The organism is Pseudoalteromonas sp. OF5H-5, assembly GCF_021530695.1.
In the GTDB taxonomy this organism is placed as follows: domain Bacteria; phylum Pseudomonadota; class Gammaproteobacteria; order Enterobacterales; family Alteromonadaceae; genus Pseudoalteromonas.
This window is the reverse complement of record NZ_JAKGBF010000004.1, coordinates 164590-180291: the sequence shown is the minus strand read 5'-3', so window position 1 is coordinate 180291 and position 15702 is coordinate 164590. Positions and strand designations below refer to the sequence as shown.

The window sequence follows — 15702 nt, the reverse complement described above, 5'->3', positions numbered from 1 at the left end:
GATTAAAATGAAATTTAAACTTTTAGCCGCGAGTGTCGCCGTAGCCCTTTCACAACAAGCGGCCGCTGCCACCTATCAGTTAACTGAATTACCAAGACATGATAACAGTAAATATAGCTACGTGTCGGACGCAAATGAAGCTGGAGACGTGATTGGTCATGCTTCCAATTTATTTGGTGTTAAGATTGATGTGTCATATATCGACTTCGATGATTCAACACTGAAAAGCGATTATGACAGTGTAAAGAAGCAATATGAGCAGATAGAAGAAGAAATTACCTTCACCTTAGATGATATTCAAAATAATGATGCTGCAAATACCAACGCACAAGCTCATGCATTTATGCTTTATCACTTAAGTCGAAGAGGGGCTAATCAATTTCAAACTGTTGTTCAAGCAATCTCTCTTACGTACAACAACAATACTGCTGAAGAATTTGTAGTATATGATGAACAATCTCCTGATTACGAAGGGCTAACTCGCTCGGTCACTAACTATCTTACAAGCATCGCAGAAGACGGTACAATAGTGGGCTGGGGCTCTGCACCTTTTAAAAAGATAACTTTTACTCCTGAGGGTGAAACAGAAGAAGAAACTTATTTTGTACGCGATTGGCGAAATAAAGGAATTTTGGTAACTCCTGCTGGTGAGAAAGTTAGGCTGGAGCCCGCATTTACTGAGCATGGCGGTATTTCTATCGCGACAGACATCAAGCAAACTAACGAAGGTGGTTATATTGTCGTCGGGCAAAGCTCTACGTCATTATCTCAAAGAGCAATCGAAAATATAGCGGATGATTGTGATGGTGTAGATGAGCCAGTGGATGTTTGCATCCAGAGTATCAGCACTCCATATCACACTAGGGCATATAAATGGACTTTTGATAACAACTTTAATTTAGTTGATGCAACAGATTTAGGGCTCGGTTTTACGCCTGATGAAGATAGTGAAATTGCATACTCTAGTATTGCTGTTGCGACTAACTCGGATGGGTTAACCGTTGGTTACTCTCGAGTACGTAGACAAAGAGATGATAGACTACTGCCATATGAACAAGCTGTTTATTTCGAAGACGGTGAAATCAAACGAGTTAGAGAAGTTGAGAGCTTTATTGAATATAGCCAAGCAGTCGATGTGAATGACAACGGTACCATAGTTGGTGTATTTGGACGTTTCAGTGGAGGCTCTAGAGACTATGACGCAACTGGCTTCTACTTTAATACTACAAGTGCTGAGTTTAAGGAGATGCCCACATACTTTGAAGGTTCAGCAACAGCAATAAATGACATTAACAATAATGGCTTTGTTGTTGGTCAAGGTGTGATTGAAAAGAGTGGTTCAAACCGTCGTCGTGAAGCCTTCTTATATGAAATCGGGGCGGAAAAGCTAGTGAACATTAATTCTCTTCTTCCCTGTAAGAGCGATACCTTCCCTTACACGATTGCGGAAGCAGTAAAAATTACTGACGATAACAAGATCTATGCGATTGCCACCAAAACGGTTGAAAGACGCAATACACTTGGTGAAATTGAGAAGGACAGCAAAGGTGAGACTGAGTATGAGTCGGTAAGCTTACCGGTTCTACTTACGCCAATTTCTGGTGAACCTGAAAGCTGTACACCACCTGAAGCAGAGACATATGAGCGTCAATCTGCAAGTTGGTCTTGGCTTAGTTTACTCGCGCTACCACTAGTGGCGCTGAGAAGACGTCGTAAAGCCTAAAGTACAATTTATACGATAAAAAAGCCCGGAAGGGCTTTTTTTGTGTTTGAAAAGAAATATTCGCAAATTCAATTCGATATTTAATTCAAGCGATAAAAATCTTAACTATACTGGTATTAGCCTTGGCCGCGACTTTGCCACGCTTTATTCACTGAGCGTCGCCACAGGTAGTCGATACCGAAAAAGCCAATAATGGCGGCAAGTGTTGCGCAGATCAAAGAGCCGACGATAAATGCAGGCCCAATCGTTGTTAGGCTTTGTGCAAGCCATTCCCAACTTGCCTCAAAATGGAATGGTTGCTGCTCTTGACCAAGAGCAAATACACCGACTAGGTATGAGCAGTAAAATATAGGTGGCATCGTAAGTGGATTGGTGATCCACACGAGTGCAATAGACAAAGGCAAGTTAACGCGAAACGGAATCGCTAGTGCTGCCGCCAGTACCATTTGAAAAGGAACAGGGATGAATGCGAAAAATAGCCCCACCGAGAATGCGCCGCGTGCTGAGCGCCGGTTTAAATGCCACAGGTTGGCATCATGCAGTAACTTACCAAAGATTTTTAATGATTTCTGTTGTTTGATTTTATTATGATCAGGTAAAAAGCGTTGAATCGTTTTTTTCGCCATTTGCAGCTGCCATCTACTTGGATTCTGATATGTTTTGGAATAATTCTGGGTTGCTTCAGTGCGGTATTTCTTCTCGACAATTGGCGATCAGCCGCAATAAGCATATTCCTCTACTTCATGGGCCGCTATTCTAAGCTTTTTTGTCCTATATTGGCAGGATTTATTTTAGGGATTTCCATTGCTATTGGTCATTACTTTGTTTTTTATCAGCTAAAAATACCAGAAATGTGGCAATCGCAGCTTGTTACTGCTTCGGGTAAAGTTATTGAGGTTGATAATTCTGTGATTGGTGAAGCGTTAAAGGTAAAGCTTGAGCAAGTTGATGGCTACCAATTTGCCCGTTGGCGTACAGTAAACGCAAAACTCTATCGTAACTCATCCACGCCTATGTTGCGTGTCGGTGACCACATTGAATTTACGGTAAAACTTAAGCGTTATCGTAGCCGAATTAATATCGGACTCTTTAATGCTGAATTGCATGCGTTTAGGAAGCATATATATTTTAAGGGCAGCATCAAAACAATCAAGTCGGTAGTGAAGGACACTACGTGGCGAGATAACTACCGCTTATTCATAGATAAAACGCTTGATGGGCGAAGCTATGCTTGGCTGTACTATATTTTGTTAACTGGCGATACAAGCAAAGTCGACTTCGAAAACAAAACACAATTTAGAAGTCTTGGCTTGAGCCATCTGTTAGCGATTTCAGGGCTGCATATCGGAATGGTATTTGCCATCGCGTTTTTGCTGATAAAAGTCGTGCTGTATTGTATCCCGGTAATAATTTCCCAAGCAGCTAACTTACATCAATGGTGTTTGGTTTTTGCGTTACTGTTGTGTTTTGGTTACGTCATTCTCTGCGGTTACAGCGTATCGGCGACTCGAGCTTTAATCATGGCAATGGTGTGGGTTGCTTGTTACCTCTTTGCTGTGCGCCTTAAAGCGCTTCAGGTGCTAACAGTAGCGTTGACCATCGTCTTGATAGTAGACCCGTTTTCACTACTTAATCCTGGTTTATATTATTCCTTTTTTGCGGTTGCTATCATCGTAACGTTAGTGACAAAAGTTGGCAGAGGTTTAGGTGCAAAGCTACTTGCCTTAATTAAGTTGCAGCTTGCGTTATTTATCTGTCTGTTGCCACTCAACCTGTATTTCTTTTCCGGTGCGAGTATTATCTCATTGGTTGCGAACATCATTGTGATCCCGTTGGTTTCCATCGTGGTATTTCCGCTACTACTGCTTCATGTTACTGCGCTGCACGCTATTGGTTGGCAACTTCCACTTCATTTAGTTGATAATGTGTTAGTGGTTCTTTTTGAGCTGTTGCAAAAGTCTCCACTTAGTTGGGTAGATATACCCGGCGTTTCGTCCATGTTTCTAATAACCAGCTACTTAAGTGCTTTGCTGCTGTATTTATTCAGAAATTATCTTGGTTTATTACCCATATTGTTTTTCCTCGTTCAGTATCAATTTCGAGCCTCTCCGCTATGGCAAATCGATATCTTTGACGTGGGTCACGGAACGGCAGTGTTAGTTTCTCGCAATAACAAAGGGCTGCTCTATGATGTGGGGGCCAAGTATTTTGGTTATTTTTCGATGTTCGAGTTTGTGATCAAACCTTATCTTTTGAATAATCGAATTACGCTGCAAGATACCATCATTAGTCATAATGATGGCGACCATAATGGTGGCGTTGATGACCTCATTGCCTATGATGGCGGAAAATCGTTACAGCGTTTTCACCCTGCAAGTCCAGCTGATAGTTGTGTGCTAGGAACACATCAATTTCAAGGGCTAGACGTATCTGTGATCTGGCCTCAAGAAGTGTCGAACAATGACAATAATAATTCTTGTGTGGTTCGTATCTCTGATGGGCGTTTTACGCTTTTATTACCAGGAGATATTGAGAAAATAACTGAAACTAAGCTGCTTAACATTGAAAAAGAAGCACTCAAGGCCGATATATTACTGGTTCCGCATCATGGTAGTGGCAGCTCTTCAAGCGAGCAGTTTATTCAAGCGATTGACCCTGATATAGCGATATTTTCTCGTGCCTTTTATTCGCCGTGGAAAATTCCCAATGAGAAAGTGATTGAAAGATACCAAAGAGTAGGAAGCACACTATTGGATACCGCCTTAGATGGCCATATAAAGATCTCAATTTTTGCTCAAGAAATTACAGTTGAACGAGCTCGGGAAGTGGAAAATTACTGGTTTCTCAGATAATCCATTCAGTTTTAATGATTTGAAAGTTACAATAATGCCATATAGAAAAGTAGAGGCTGGCAATGCAACCAACCGACAAGCAGATTTACGCTAGATTATTTAGCTATGTAAAAGACTTTAAACTCGCTGCCATATTTTCAGTAATTGGCATGATAGGGTACGCTGCGATGGACGCTTCGTTCGTTGCCTTAATGGATCCGTTTATCGATGAGGGTCTCACTGCAGGCAATCGCGATGTACTAAAATTGGCTCCCTTTGTTGTCATCGCGTTAGTTATTGGACGCGGCATCTTTAATTATATGGCATCGTATTGCTTGTCTTATGTCGGGTCGCAGGTTGTGCGTGCTTTGCGACAGCAACTATTTGAACACATGTTGTATCTACCAGTGTCGTTTCATGATCAACATTCTAATGGTGAAATGATATCAAAAATCACTTTTGATACGGAGCAGGTACAGCAAGCCGTCACTAAGGCACTTCAAGTGCTGATCCGTGAAGGCGCATTTGTTTTTTTCTTACTTATCACGATGTTTTATGCAAGTTGGCAGCTATCGCTCATTTTCTTAGTTGTGGTACCGATCGTGGCGGTGATCGTTACTGTGGTGTCTAAGCGCTTCAAGAAAATTTCCAAGAATATTCAAGATGCGATGGGAGAAGTGACGAAAAGCTCTGAGCAAATGATGGCGGGTCATAAAGTCATTCATGGCTTTGGTGGCCAAGAAAAAACCATCTCTCACTTTGCTAAAGTTAATAATCATAACCGTCAGCAACGCGTAAAAATGGATGCGACTAAAGCGCTGAGCGTATCTATCATCCAAATCATAGCGGCGAGCGCAATGGCGGTGATACTCGCGATTGTCGCGATGCCTACTATGGTAGACAAAATTTCATCGGGCACTTTTGTCACTTTGATCACCTCTATGATGATGATGCTGCGTCCTTTAAAACAACTTGCCAATGTGAATAGTGACCTGCAACGCGGGATCTCTGCGGCGAAAAGTGTGTTTGCGGTGATTGATCTTGAACAAGAAAAGGACACTGGCACTCAGTCTTTATCTCGTGCTCAAGGTAACCTACAAGTCAAAGACTTAACCTTTACTTATCCATCTAAAAACGATCCGGTGATTGAGTCATTAAACCTTGAAATCAAAGCTGGGCAGAGTATTGCGTTGGTAGGTAGAAGTGGCTCAGGCAAATCAACTATCTCTAATCTATTACCACGTTACTATGATATTGAAGCGGGCAGTATTGAGTTAGACGGCACGAACATAAATGATTACCAGCTTGCGGATCTACGCGCGCAGTTTTCCATCGTGTCGCAGCAAGTGGTGTTGTTTAATGACACCATTGCAAACAATATTATGTACTCGTTAAAGCAACCCTTATCGCAAGAAGCCCTAGAAAAAGTAGTAAAACAAGCCCACGTCTGGGAATTTGTTAAAGATCTTCCTGAGGGTCTAAATACCGTTGTTGGTGAAAATGGCGTGATGCTTTCTGGCGGACAACGACAACGTATCGCTATCGCGCGTGCTATTGTGAAAGATGCACCTATCCTTATTTTAGATGAAGCAACATCAGCATTAGACACAGAATCTGAGCGTTTGATCCAACAAGCGTTAGAAGAGCTGATGGCCGACAAAACAACCATAGTAATTGCCCATCGGTTATCGACAATCGAGCGTTGCGACTGCATCTATGTGCTAGATAAAGGTAAGATCATCGAACAAGGCAAGCATGCTGAATTGGTCGCGCAGGAAGGGGTTTATTATGCACTTTGCAAAATGCAGTTTGGTGAGCAATAAATGGCATCCAAAATAGAGCAAAGTTGGTATAAAAAACCGGGACTACTAACACTATTATTGCTTCCGCTAAGCCTGTTATTTGGACTTATTAGCTCGGTTAGAAAGGGGCTTTATCAACTCGGCTTTTGCCCTGCGTACCGCTCGCCTGTTCCGGTTATTATTGTCGGTAACATCAGTGTGGGCGGTAACGGCAAAACGCCATTTGTACTTTGGTTAGTCCCTTTTCTTGAAAATCTTGGTTTTAAGGTTGGGGTGATCAGTCGAGGCTACGGTGCAAAACCCAGTTCAACCCCATTTTTGGTCACTGAAGCGACCTCAACGGAAGAGGGCGGTGATGAACCTTGTTTGCTCGCCAAACGATTGAAATGCCCAGTGATGATTGGTGCTGATAGACAAGCCAGTATTGAAAAATTATTGGGTAATAGCGATGTAAACATCATCGTCAGCGACGATGGGCTACAGCACTATAAATTGGCACGAGATATTGAGTTCTGTATTGTTGATGCTGTGCGACGCTTTGGTAATGGCTTATGGATGCCAGCAGGGCCGCTTAGGGAATTACCTAAGCGTATTCAGAGTGTTGATCTTGCCGTATATAATGGTGGATGCGAAAGTTATTCCTACACGTTAGAGACCGTTGGTTTTTTTCGTGTTACAGATGATAGTCCAGCATCCAATATTGAAATGGCTGGCGCTTCAGTCTGTGCTATCGGCAATCCCGCGCGATTTGAAAATACGCTACGAGATAGGGGGATTGTTCTGAGTGAAAGCCTACATTTTGCGGATCATCATCCATATCAAGCGTCCGACTTCGCGCAAATCGATAACGGCGCTATTTTTATGACAGAGAAAGATGCGGTAAAGTGTCGCACTTTTGCAAAAGATAATTGGTATTACCTCAAAGTAGATGCCAAACCTACATCAGCGCTTGAAAAAGCGGTATTAAATTTACTTAAAAAGAAAGAGATTTATCATGGCCTTTGATACCAAATTACTAGAAATAATTGCCTGCCCAGTATGTAAAGGCAAATTAAGATATGACAAAGAAAACAAAGAGTTGATCAGCACTGCAGCGAAGCTTGCTTATCCAATTAAAGATGATATTCCTGTGTTATTGGAAAACGAAGCGCGCGAGCTGAGCAGCGATGAGGTTGAGCAGTGGAATTCGTAGTCGTTATTCCGGCGCGTTATGCTTCAAGCAGGCTGCCTGGTAAACCACTTGCTGATATCGGCGGTAAACCAATGATCCAGCGTGTTTACGAACAGGCGATTCAATCTGGCGCGGCAGCGGTTTATATCGCAACCGATCACAGTGCGGTATTTGAGGCAGCGCAAAACTTCACTGATAACGTGCTCATGACGCGTGAAGATCACCAATCTGGAACTGAGCGACTCGCCGAAGTTGTTGAACAACTGGGGCTGAACGAACAAACCTTGGTGGTCAATGTACAAGGTGATGAGCCACTGCTAGAGCCTGATAACATCGCACAAGTGGCAGCACTACTGCACCATTCTGATGCACTGATGGCGACTTTGTGCGTTGATGTGGAAGATGTGGAAGAGGTGTTGAATCCGAATGCGGTGAAAGTGGTGTCTGATATTCAAGACAACGCACTGTATTTCTCTCGCTCGTCTATTCCGTTTCAGCGTAACAGCATGTTAACGCTCGACAAAAATAGCATTCCAGTGAGCCATTTTAAACGTCATGTTGGCATATATGCCTATCGTGCGGGCTTTATTCAAACCTATTTATCGCTAAGTGTTTCACCGCTAGAGGTGCAAGAGTCACTAGAGCAGCTACGTGTGCTGTATCATGGATACAAAATTAAGGTCGCTAAAGCGGTTAAGCCGGTGCATGCTGGAGTGGATACCCCCGAAGATTTGGCACGGGTTCAAGAGATACTGAATGGAAAAGTTTAAGCTCATTGCGGACGAGATAGACTATGTGGTTGCATACAAACCACAAGGTTTGAGCTTCCATAGTGAGGACGGTGCAGGTTTTGTTGCCTTACTGACGGAGCAACTAGGCTATCCCTTATTTGCGGTTCACCGCCTTGATAAAGTCACGTCGGGACTCATCCTTTTAGCGAAGTCTAGCGAGGCTGCAAAGCAGCTGACGAGCCTGTTTTCCGCTCGAAAAATAGATAAATTTTACCTGGCGTTAGTTAGTGCGAAACCGAAGAAAAAGCAAGGTTGGATAAAAGGCGATATGGCTAAGTCGCGCAGAGGCACCTATAAACTGATTAAAACTAAGCTAAATCCTGCGGTGACTCGATTTTATTCATGCTCTGTTGCGACCAACCTACGCGCTTGTATTGTCAAACCGTTTAGCGGTAAAACACACCAAATTCGGGTGGCACTAAAAAGCATCGGTGCACCAATTTTAGGTGATTTAGCCTATAGTGGAGAGCCTGCGGATAGAACGTATCTTCATGCATTTTGCCTTGAATTTGAATGGCAAGGTATACATCAACGCTATCAAGCTGCGCCTGAAGGTGATGGTGCATTTGGCCATTTATTGGCACATGAAATCTTTGCAAGTTGGCAAAATCCAAGTCAATTAGAGTGGTAACATGACGGATTCGAATAGAGAACTAAGATTTGGCGGTATTGGTCGGTTATACGGTAACGCCGAGTTGGAAGCATTAAGTAAAGCACACTTTTGTGTCATTGGTATTGGTGGCGTTGGCAGTTGGGCTGTAGAAGCGCTAGTGAGAACGGGTATAGGTAAAATAACGCTTATCGATATGGATGATATTTGTGTAACCAACATCAACCGTCAGTTACATGCTCATAGCGAAAGTATCGGGATGCAAAAGATTGAAGCAATGCGAGATCGCTGTCTTGCGATTAACCCAGATTGTGAAGTTACCCTGATCGATGATTTTCTGATGTTAGATAACATTAGAAACTACATTCAAGGCTTTGATTATGTTATCGACTGTATCGACGCGGTTAAAGAGAAAGCGGGGCTAATCGCACATTGTAAGCGCAATAAAATACCGGTGATCACCACAGGTGGTGCAGGCGGTCAAACCGATCCGAGTCAGATCCAGTATGGGGATGTGGCAAAGACGACCCATGATCCGCTGCTGGCAAAAGTACGCTATATTCTCAGAAAACAATATAACTTTAGCGATAATCCAAAACGTAAATTTGGCGTAGATTGCGTGTATTCCACAGAGCAACTCGTTTACCCAAGTACCGATGGCACCGTGTGCAAAGCAAAGCAACAAGCTGAAGGTGGGAAAAACATGGACTGCGCCACCGGGTTTGGCTCTGCCACTATGGTAACCGGGAGTTTTGGTTTTTTTGCGGCGTCCAAAGCAATACGTAAGTACCTCGATAAACAAAGCAAAAGCAGCGAATAAGTGTGCTCGTTTGAGCACCTTATATCACGTTATTTTAATATCTCTGCCTGCACTTGGATCTGTTCAACAATCGCACGGATACCATTACCTCTAGATGGACTTAGGTGAGTAATTAATCCAAGCGACTCAAACAGTTCATAAGCATTAAATTGGCTTGCTTGTTCTGGCGTTTTACCTGCGTACGCTGCAATGATGATTGCAAGTAAGCCTTTAACAATACGCGTATCTGAGTCGGCAATAAGTACGAGTTGCTGCGCACTTTCATCTAAGTCCACATAGAGCCAAACTTTACTATCACAGCCCGACACTAACGCTGAGTCAACTTTCAGCGCATCAGGAAGCTCAGGAAGTTGTTTACCTAGCAGCATAATTTCACGGTACTTGGCTTGCCAGCCATGACTTTCAGATAATTTTGTTGTGATATGTTCAATATTCATAAGTTTAATCTAATAATTCTATTGTGGCATCTAATGCATTAATAAAATGCTCAATATCATCTTGGTTATTATAAAAAGCCAAACTTGCACGTACAGTCCCATTAACCTTGAGCATTTTCATTAGCGGCTGAGTACAATGGTGTCCGCTTCTGACTGCTACGCCGTATGTATTGAGTAGTGTGGCAAGATCGTAGTGGTGCTCGTTTTTATAGTTAAAACTGACGACGCCAACATTGTTTTGTGTATCGCCATAAACCGTGATGCCTTCAATCTGTTTTAGCTTTTCTAGAAGGGAGTGATAGAGCGCTTGCTCATAGCGTTGAAGTGCACAGGGATCAATCTCGTTTACATAATCTATCGCTGCGGCAAAACCGATAACGCCAGAAATATTGGGAGTGCCGGGCTCAAACTTGCCAGGTGCCTCTCGATAGCTGGATCTTTCGAAGCTCACTTCTTTTATCATTTCGCCGCCGGTTTTGTATACGGGGAGCGCATTTAGTTGCTGGTATTTACCATAAAGTCCGCCGACACCTGTTGGTCCAAGTGCTTTATGAGCTGAAAAAACATAAAAGTCGCAATCCAGTGCTTTTAGATCAGGTCTTAAATGCAGTAAAGACTGTGCGCCGTCGATAACCGTGATGGTACCTAAGGCCTTGCAAACCGAAATGAGCGACTCAATTGGATGAATATTCCCAAGAGCGTTTGAAACATGGCCCATCGCTAACACATCAGGTTTATGCTGCTTTAACATCGCAATTGCGCCTTGCTCATCGAGGATGCCGTCTAACATAGGTAACACCAGTAAAGTTGCGCCGGTACGCTGACAAGCTTCTTGCCAAGGCACTATGTTAGCGTGATGTTCAAAGGGACTGATGGCAATTACACTGTCTGAAGTGAAACGTGCACTCAGGCCATGAGCCAACAAGTTTAGTGATTCAGTTGCGCCGCCGGTCCATACTATTTCTCGTGTTTCAACATTTAAAAAATTGGCAATTGTTTCTCGGGCACTTTCATAGCGAACGGTGGCGTTTTCACTAAGCGTGTGTAAACCTCTATGTACGTTTGAATTCTCATTTTGATAAAAAGTTTTTATGACATCGATGACTTTGTTCGGTTTTTGCGCAGTTGCAGCAGAGTCAAGATAGCAAAGCGGCTGCCCATCGAGTTGTTTGTTCAAAATTGGAAAGTCGTTGCGCAGAGATTGGATGTCAGTCATAACGTACCTGAGTTAATTGAGCAGCGCGATTCTAACGAATACGCGGCGATATTAAAACAAAAAAGGCCGCATTAAGCGGCCTTTTCAAACACAATAACGAGATTATCTGTCGTTTTGTGTTTTGTAGTCGCGAGACGTGTAGCCTTTGTAAAGCTGACGCGGACGACCAATTTTGTGTCCTGGCTGAGAAAGCATTTCGTTCCAGTGCGAAATCCAACCCACAGTACGAGACATCGCGAAGATAACTGTAAACATGCTTGTTGGGATACCGATTGCTTTAAGAATGATACCTGAATAGAAGTCTACATTCGGGTATAGCTTCTTCTCAATGAAGTAAGGGTCTTCTAGGGCAATCTGTTCAAGTTTCATTGCTACGTCAAGCAGTGGATCTTGAATGTTTAGCTCTTTAAGCACTTCGTGACACGTTTGACGCATTACCGTCGCACGTGGGTCAAAGTTTTTATAAACGCGGTGACCAAAGCCCATTAGACGGAACGGATCGTTCTTGTCTTTTGCTTTTGCAACGTACTCGTCAATACGATCAACAGAGCCGATTTCTTCAAGCATAGTTAAACATGCTTCGTTTGCGCCACCGTGTGCAGGACCCCAAAGTGATGCAATACCTGCCGCGATACACGCGTAAGGGTTTGCACCTGAAGAGCCAGCAAGACGAACTGTTGAAGTTGACGCGTTTTGCTCGTGATCTGCGTGAAGCATGAAAATACGATCCATTGCTTTAGCAAGTACAGGGCTGACGTTGTAGTCTTCAGCTGGCACAGAGAACATCATGTGGAGGAAGTTTTCTGCGTAGCTCAAGTCGTTACGTGGGTATACGAACGGTTGGCCAACGTTATATTTGTACGCCATTGCAGCAATTGTTGGTAGCTTAGCTACTAACTTGATTGCACAACGCATACGTTGATCTTCGTCAGAAATATCCAAATCTGAGTGGTAGAACGAAGATAACGCACCAACTACACCACATAGCATTGCCATAGGGTGTGCATCTACACGGAAGCCTTGGAAAAACGCAGCAATCTTCTCGTGCATCATTGTGTTGCGAGTGATCTCATCTGAGAACTCAGCTAGTTGTTCTTCGCTTGGTAGTTCACCGTTTAATAGTAGGTAGCAAAGTTCAATATAGTTAGAATTTTCAGCAAGTTGCTCAATTGGATAACCGCGATGAAGCAGTACACCTTTGGCACCGTCAATGTAAGTGATAGACGAGTCACAAGAGGCAGTCGACATAAATCCTGGGTCATACGTAAATAGGCCGTGAGCACCTAAAGAACGAACGTCAACTACGTCTTGACCAGCTGTACCTTCGTAAATTGGTAACTCAATCGGATCGTGACCATCAATATGGACTGTGGCTTTTTTATCTGCCATCTATTTGTCTCCTATTTAATAACAATATTCTGATTGTTATGTTGTGATACTAATGTTAAGCAAATTCAGATCATTCTAACTTATAACCTAGGTTAAAAGTCAATTTTTCTGTGATTTATGCATAAATGTATAATAAATATTCTACGACGATTAAATATTAGACCATTCGCTAATTCGCAAGCGTCTCTATCTAAACAAGAATTGTAAAAGGGCGCATAGCCTTATATACTGTCAACGGTTTTATACCGTATCGTCTGTGGGTAAACCTATTTTTACATCAATTTTTACACTCGAGTGAACTTTTTGGTGTCCTAATTGGTTTATCTAGAGTGTGCCACCTACATTTGCAATATGTAGGTGGGTTTCATAAAAACAAGTAGATGAGCTCCTTTGTGGGCAAAGATGGGCAAGTAACTGTGAAAAAGCAAAGACCTGTAAATCTAGATCTTACGACTATATCTATGCCGCCAACGGCTAAAGCGTCGATTCTTCACCGTGTCACCGGTGTTGCTTTCTTCTTCGCTTTGACCTTTGTGATTTGGGCTTGGTCTGAATCCCTTTCTTCTCCTGAAGGCTTCGAGTTTGTAAAAGAACTGATGTCTGGCTTTATCGCGAAATTCATCGCGTGGGGCACCCTAACTGTATTGTCTTACCACATCATCGGTGGTATCCGTCACATGATCCAGGATATGGGACATTGGGAAGAATTAGAATCAGGCAACAATAGCGCGAAGATTGCACTAGCACTTTGGGTTATCGTAGCAATTTTGGCTGGAGTATGGATATGGTCTTAAATCAAGCGACTCTAAAGCGTGATGGCGTACAAGACTACGTGTCACTACGTACAACTGCGTTAATTATCCTAGCCTACGCGGTATTCATCGTAGGCTATCTTCTAATTACTCCTGAACTAACTTATGAAGCTTGGTCAGGGTTGTTCTCAAATTTAGCTGTGAAAGCAGCAACGATGATCACACTAGTATGTATCATGGTACATACACGCATCGGTTTGTGGCAGGTTCTAACTGACTACGTTAAGAACTCAACAACTCGCACTATTCTTGGCTTTGTATTAAACCTTATGGCTTTAGCTTACGTAGCTATTGGTCTGTTTGTTCTGTGGGGTGTTTAAGTGAAATATAACGTACGTGAATTTGACGCAGTTGTAGTCGGTGCAGGCGGTGCGGGTATGCGCGCGGCACTTGCTATCTCGGAATCAGGCAAAACTTGTGCTCTTATTTCAAAAGTTTTCCCAACTCGTTCTCATACAGTATCAGCACAGGGTGGTATCACCGTTGCGCTAGGTAACTCTCACGAGGACAACTGGGAATGGCACATGTACGATACGGTTAAAGGTTCTGATTACATCGGTGACCAAGACGCTATCGAGTACATGTGTAAAACAGGTCCAGAAGCTATCACTGAACTTGAGAACATGGGTCTACCTTTTTCTCGTTTTGAGAATGGTCGCGTATATCAGCGTCCTTTCGGTGGGCAGTCAAAAAACTTTGGTGGCGAGCAAGCTGCACGTACAGCAGCCGCAGCGGACCGTACTGGTCACGCGTTGCTACACTGCCTATACCAGCAAAACGTTAAAAACAAAACAAACGTTTTCTCTGAGTGGTATGCACTAGACCTAGTAAAAAATGACAATGGCGATGTAGTGGGTGTCACCGCAATCGACATCGAGTCAGGTGAAATCACCTATTTCAAATCAAAAGCAGTTGTTCTTGCAACTGGTGGTGCGGGTCGTATTTTCGCATCGACAACGAATGCGCACATCAACACAGGTGACGGCGTTGGTATGGCGGTTCGTGCTGGCATTTCAATGCAAGACATGGAAATGTGGCAGTTCCACCCGACAGGTATCGCAGGTGCGGGTGTACTAGTAACAGAAGGTTGTCGTGGTGAAGGTGGTTACCTTCTAAATAAAGATGGCGAGCGCTTCATGGAGCGTTATGCGCCAAACGCGAAAGACCTAGCATCACGTGACGTTGTTGCACGTTCAATGATGACTGAGATCCGTGAAGGTCGTGGTTGTGATGGTCCTTGGGGTCCGCACATCAAGCTGAAGCTTGACCACTTAGGTGCTGAGACACTTAATTTACGTCTTCCTGGCGTTTGTGATCTAGCGAAGACATTCGCACACGTAGACCCAGCGGAAGAGCCAATTCCAGTAATCCCGACTTGTCACTACATGATGGGTGGTGTACCTACTAACGTAAACGGTCAAGTACTGAACGTAGACGGTCAAGGTAATGAAAAGATCGTTGAAGGTCTATTTGCAGTAGGTGAGATTGCGTGTGTATCTGTACACGGTGCAAACCGTCTAGGTGGTAACTCACTGCTTGACCTTGTCGTATTCGGTCGTGCGGCGGGTAACTTCCTTGGTACTTACTTGAAAGATGCTGAAATCGCCAAAGAAGCAAGCAACGATAACGTAGACGCAGCACTTGCGCGTACTAACCGTTGGGAAACTTCTGCGAAAGGTCAGGGTGAAGATCCTGTACAAATCAAGAAAGATCTACAACGTTGTATGCAGCTTAACTTCTCGGTATTCCGTGAAGGTGATGCAATGGCTGAAGGTCTTAAAGAACTTAAAGAAATTCGTGAGCGTCTACAGTACGCACGTCTTGACGATAAGTCTGCTGAATTCAACACGCAACGTATCGAGTGTCTAGAGTTAGATAACTTGATGGAAACAGCGTACTCGACAGCGGTTGCTGCGAACTTCCGTACGGAAAGTCGTGGTGCACACTCTCGCTTCGATTACCCAGAGCGTGATGATGAAAACTGGTTGTGTCACTCGATTTACAACCCAGAGTCTGAGTCTATGAGTAAGCGTGAAGTTAACTACGCGCCTAAGACTCGTGAAGCATTCCCACCGAAAGCACGTACATACTAGGAGCTAA

Annotated in this window: 15 protein-coding genes; 11 read left to right on the top strand and 4 right to left on the bottom strand. The window is 43.5% G+C overall.

What is annotated here, in order from left to right; all coding sequences use genetic code 11:
- Positions 1-7: 7 nt before the first annotated feature.
- Entirely contained in the window at positions 8-1723 is a 1716-nt protein-coding gene (locus L1271_RS07550) for a DUF3466 family protein (protein ID WP_102056717.1), read from the top strand.
- 116 nt (positions 1724-1839) lie between these two features.
- Here L1271_RS07550 and L1271_RS07545 read toward each other — a convergent pair whose 3' ends face one another.
- Complete coding sequence (locus L1271_RS07545) at positions 1840-2349, bottom strand: DUF2062 domain-containing protein (protein ID WP_010371507.1); 510 nt, start codon at positions 2347-2349, stop codon at positions 1840-1842.
- Here L1271_RS07545 and L1271_RS07540 point away from each other — a divergent pair.
- The 7 genes from L1271_RS07540 (at position 2329) to tcdA (ending at position 9748) form a co-directional block, all read left to right on the top strand.
- Complete coding sequence (locus L1271_RS07540) at positions 2329-4575, top strand: DNA internalization-related competence protein ComEC/Rec2 (RefSeq protein WP_323054419.1); 2247 nt, start codon at positions 2329-2331, stop codon at positions 4573-4575. The genes L1271_RS07545 and L1271_RS07540 overlap by 21 nt on opposite strands.
- 62 nt (positions 4576-4637) lie before the next feature.
- The gene (msbA, locus tag L1271_RS07535) at positions 4638-6377 is read left to right on the top strand and encodes a lipid A export permease/ATP-binding protein MsbA (protein WP_235367484.1); all 1740 of its coding nucleotides are present in this window, start codon (positions 4638-4640) and stop codon (positions 6375-6377) included.
- Complete coding sequence (lpxK, locus tag L1271_RS07530) at positions 6378-7361, top strand: tetraacyldisaccharide 4'-kinase (protein ID WP_102056719.1); 984 nt, start codon at positions 6378-6380, stop codon at positions 7359-7361. It begins immediately after the preceding gene.
- Positions 7351-7548, top strand: coding sequence for a Trm112 family protein (locus L1271_RS07525; RefSeq protein WP_010371492.1), 198 nt, complete (start codon positions 7351-7353; stop codon positions 7546-7548). Before lpxK ends, L1271_RS07525 begins: the two co-directional genes overlap by 11 nt.
- The gene (kdsB, locus tag L1271_RS07520; RefSeq protein ID WP_102056720.1) at positions 7536-8297 is read left to right on the top strand and encodes a 3-deoxy-manno-octulosonate cytidylyltransferase; all 762 of its coding nucleotides are present in this window, start codon (positions 7536-7538) and stop codon (positions 8295-8297) included. The genes L1271_RS07525 and kdsB overlap by 13 nt, the downstream gene beginning before the upstream one ends.
- Entirely contained in the window at positions 8284-8949 is a 666-nt protein-coding gene (locus L1271_RS07515) for a TIGR01621 family pseudouridine synthase (RefSeq protein ID WP_174168949.1), read from the top strand. Before kdsB ends, L1271_RS07515 begins: the two co-directional genes overlap by 14 nt.
- Before the next feature lies 1 nt (position 8950).
- Positions 8951-9748: a tRNA cyclic N6-threonylcarbamoyladenosine(37) synthase TcdA gene (gene tcdA / locus L1271_RS07510; RefSeq protein WP_010604647.1), complete on the top strand. Its 798-nt coding sequence runs from the start codon at positions 8951-8953 to the stop codon at positions 9746-9748.
- A gap of 29 nt (positions 9749-9777) precedes the next feature.
- On the opposite strand, the gene L1271_RS07505 is transcribed toward tcdA, so the two are convergent.
- The 3 genes from L1271_RS07505 to L1271_RS07495 form a co-directional block, all read right to left on the bottom strand.
- Positions 9778-10185, bottom strand: a complete 408-nt coding sequence (locus tag L1271_RS07505) for a SufE family protein (protein ID WP_102056722.1) — start codon at positions 10183-10185, stop codon at positions 9778-9780.
- A gap of 4 nt (positions 10186-10189) precedes the next feature.
- Entirely contained in the window at positions 10190-11401 is a 1212-nt protein-coding gene (locus tag L1271_RS07500; RefSeq protein WP_235367483.1) for an aminotransferase class V-fold PLP-dependent enzyme, read from the bottom strand.
- A 102-nt stretch (positions 11402-11503) separates the two neighbouring features.
- On the bottom strand, positions 11504-12790 hold the full coding sequence (locus tag L1271_RS07495; protein ID WP_010371472.1) for a citrate synthase: 1287 nt from the start codon (positions 12788-12790) through the stop codon (positions 11504-11506).
- Positions 12791-13206: 416 nt separating this feature from the next.
- Between L1271_RS07495 and sdhC the strand changes: the two genes are divergently transcribed.
- The 3 genes from sdhC to sdhA are packed head-to-tail and all read left to right on the top strand — an operon-like array spanning position 13207 to position 15695.
- Entirely contained in the window at positions 13207-13584 is a 378-nt protein-coding gene (gene sdhC, locus L1271_RS07490) for a succinate dehydrogenase, cytochrome b556 subunit (protein WP_125252744.1), read from the top strand.
- Positions 13575-13922: a succinate dehydrogenase, hydrophobic membrane anchor protein gene (sdhD, locus tag L1271_RS07485; RefSeq protein ID WP_010371467.1), complete on the top strand. Its 348-nt coding sequence runs from the start codon at positions 13575-13577 to the stop codon at positions 13920-13922. The genes sdhC and sdhD overlap by 10 nt, the downstream gene beginning before the upstream one ends.
- Positions 13923-15695, top strand: a complete 1773-nt coding sequence (sdhA, locus tag L1271_RS07480; protein ID WP_010371464.1) for a succinate dehydrogenase flavoprotein subunit — start codon at positions 13923-13925, stop codon at positions 15693-15695.
- Positions 15696-15702 lie beyond the last annotated feature (7 nt).

Bases quoted from the DNA above. Each gene is read 5' to 3' on its own strand.
- L1271_RS07545 (WP_010371507.1), bottom strand. From the start codon at position 2,349: ATGGCGAAAAAAACGATTCAACGCTTTTTACCTGATCATAATAAAATC.
- L1271_RS07525 (WP_010371492.1), top strand. From the start codon at position 7,351: ATGGCCTTTGATACCAAATTACTAGAAATAATTGCCTGCCCAGTATGT.
- L1271_RS07505 (WP_102056722.1), bottom strand. From the start codon at position 10,185: ATGAATATTGAACATATCACAACAAAATTATCTGAAAGTCATGGCTGG.
- L1271_RS07550 (WP_102056717.1), top strand. From the start codon at position 8: ATGAAATTTAAACTTTTAGCCGCGAGTGTCGCCGTAGCCCTTTCACAA.
- L1271_RS07495 (WP_010371472.1), bottom strand. From the start codon at position 12,790: ATGGCAGATAAAAAAGCCACAGTCCATATTGATGGTCACGATCCGATT.
- tcdA (WP_010604647.1), top strand. From the start codon at position 8,951: ATGACGGATTCGAATAGAGAACTAAGATTTGGCGGTATTGGTCGGTTA.
- msbA (WP_235367484.1), top strand. From the start codon at position 4,638: ATGCAACCAACCGACAAGCAGATTTACGCTAGATTATTTAGCTATGTA.
- lpxK (WP_102056719.1), top strand. From the start codon at position 6,378: ATGGCATCCAAAATAGAGCAAAGTTGGTATAAAAAACCGGGACTACTA.
- sdhD (WP_010371467.1), top strand. From the start codon at position 13,575: ATGGTCTTAAATCAAGCGACTCTAAAGCGTGATGGCGTACAAGACTAC.
- L1271_RS07500 (WP_235367483.1), bottom strand. From the start codon at position 11,401: ATGACTGACATCCAATCTCTGCGCAACGACTTTCCAATTTTGAACAAA.
- L1271_RS07515 (WP_174168949.1), top strand. From the start codon at position 8,284: ATGGAAAAGTTTAAGCTCATTGCGGACGAGATAGACTATGTGGTTGCA.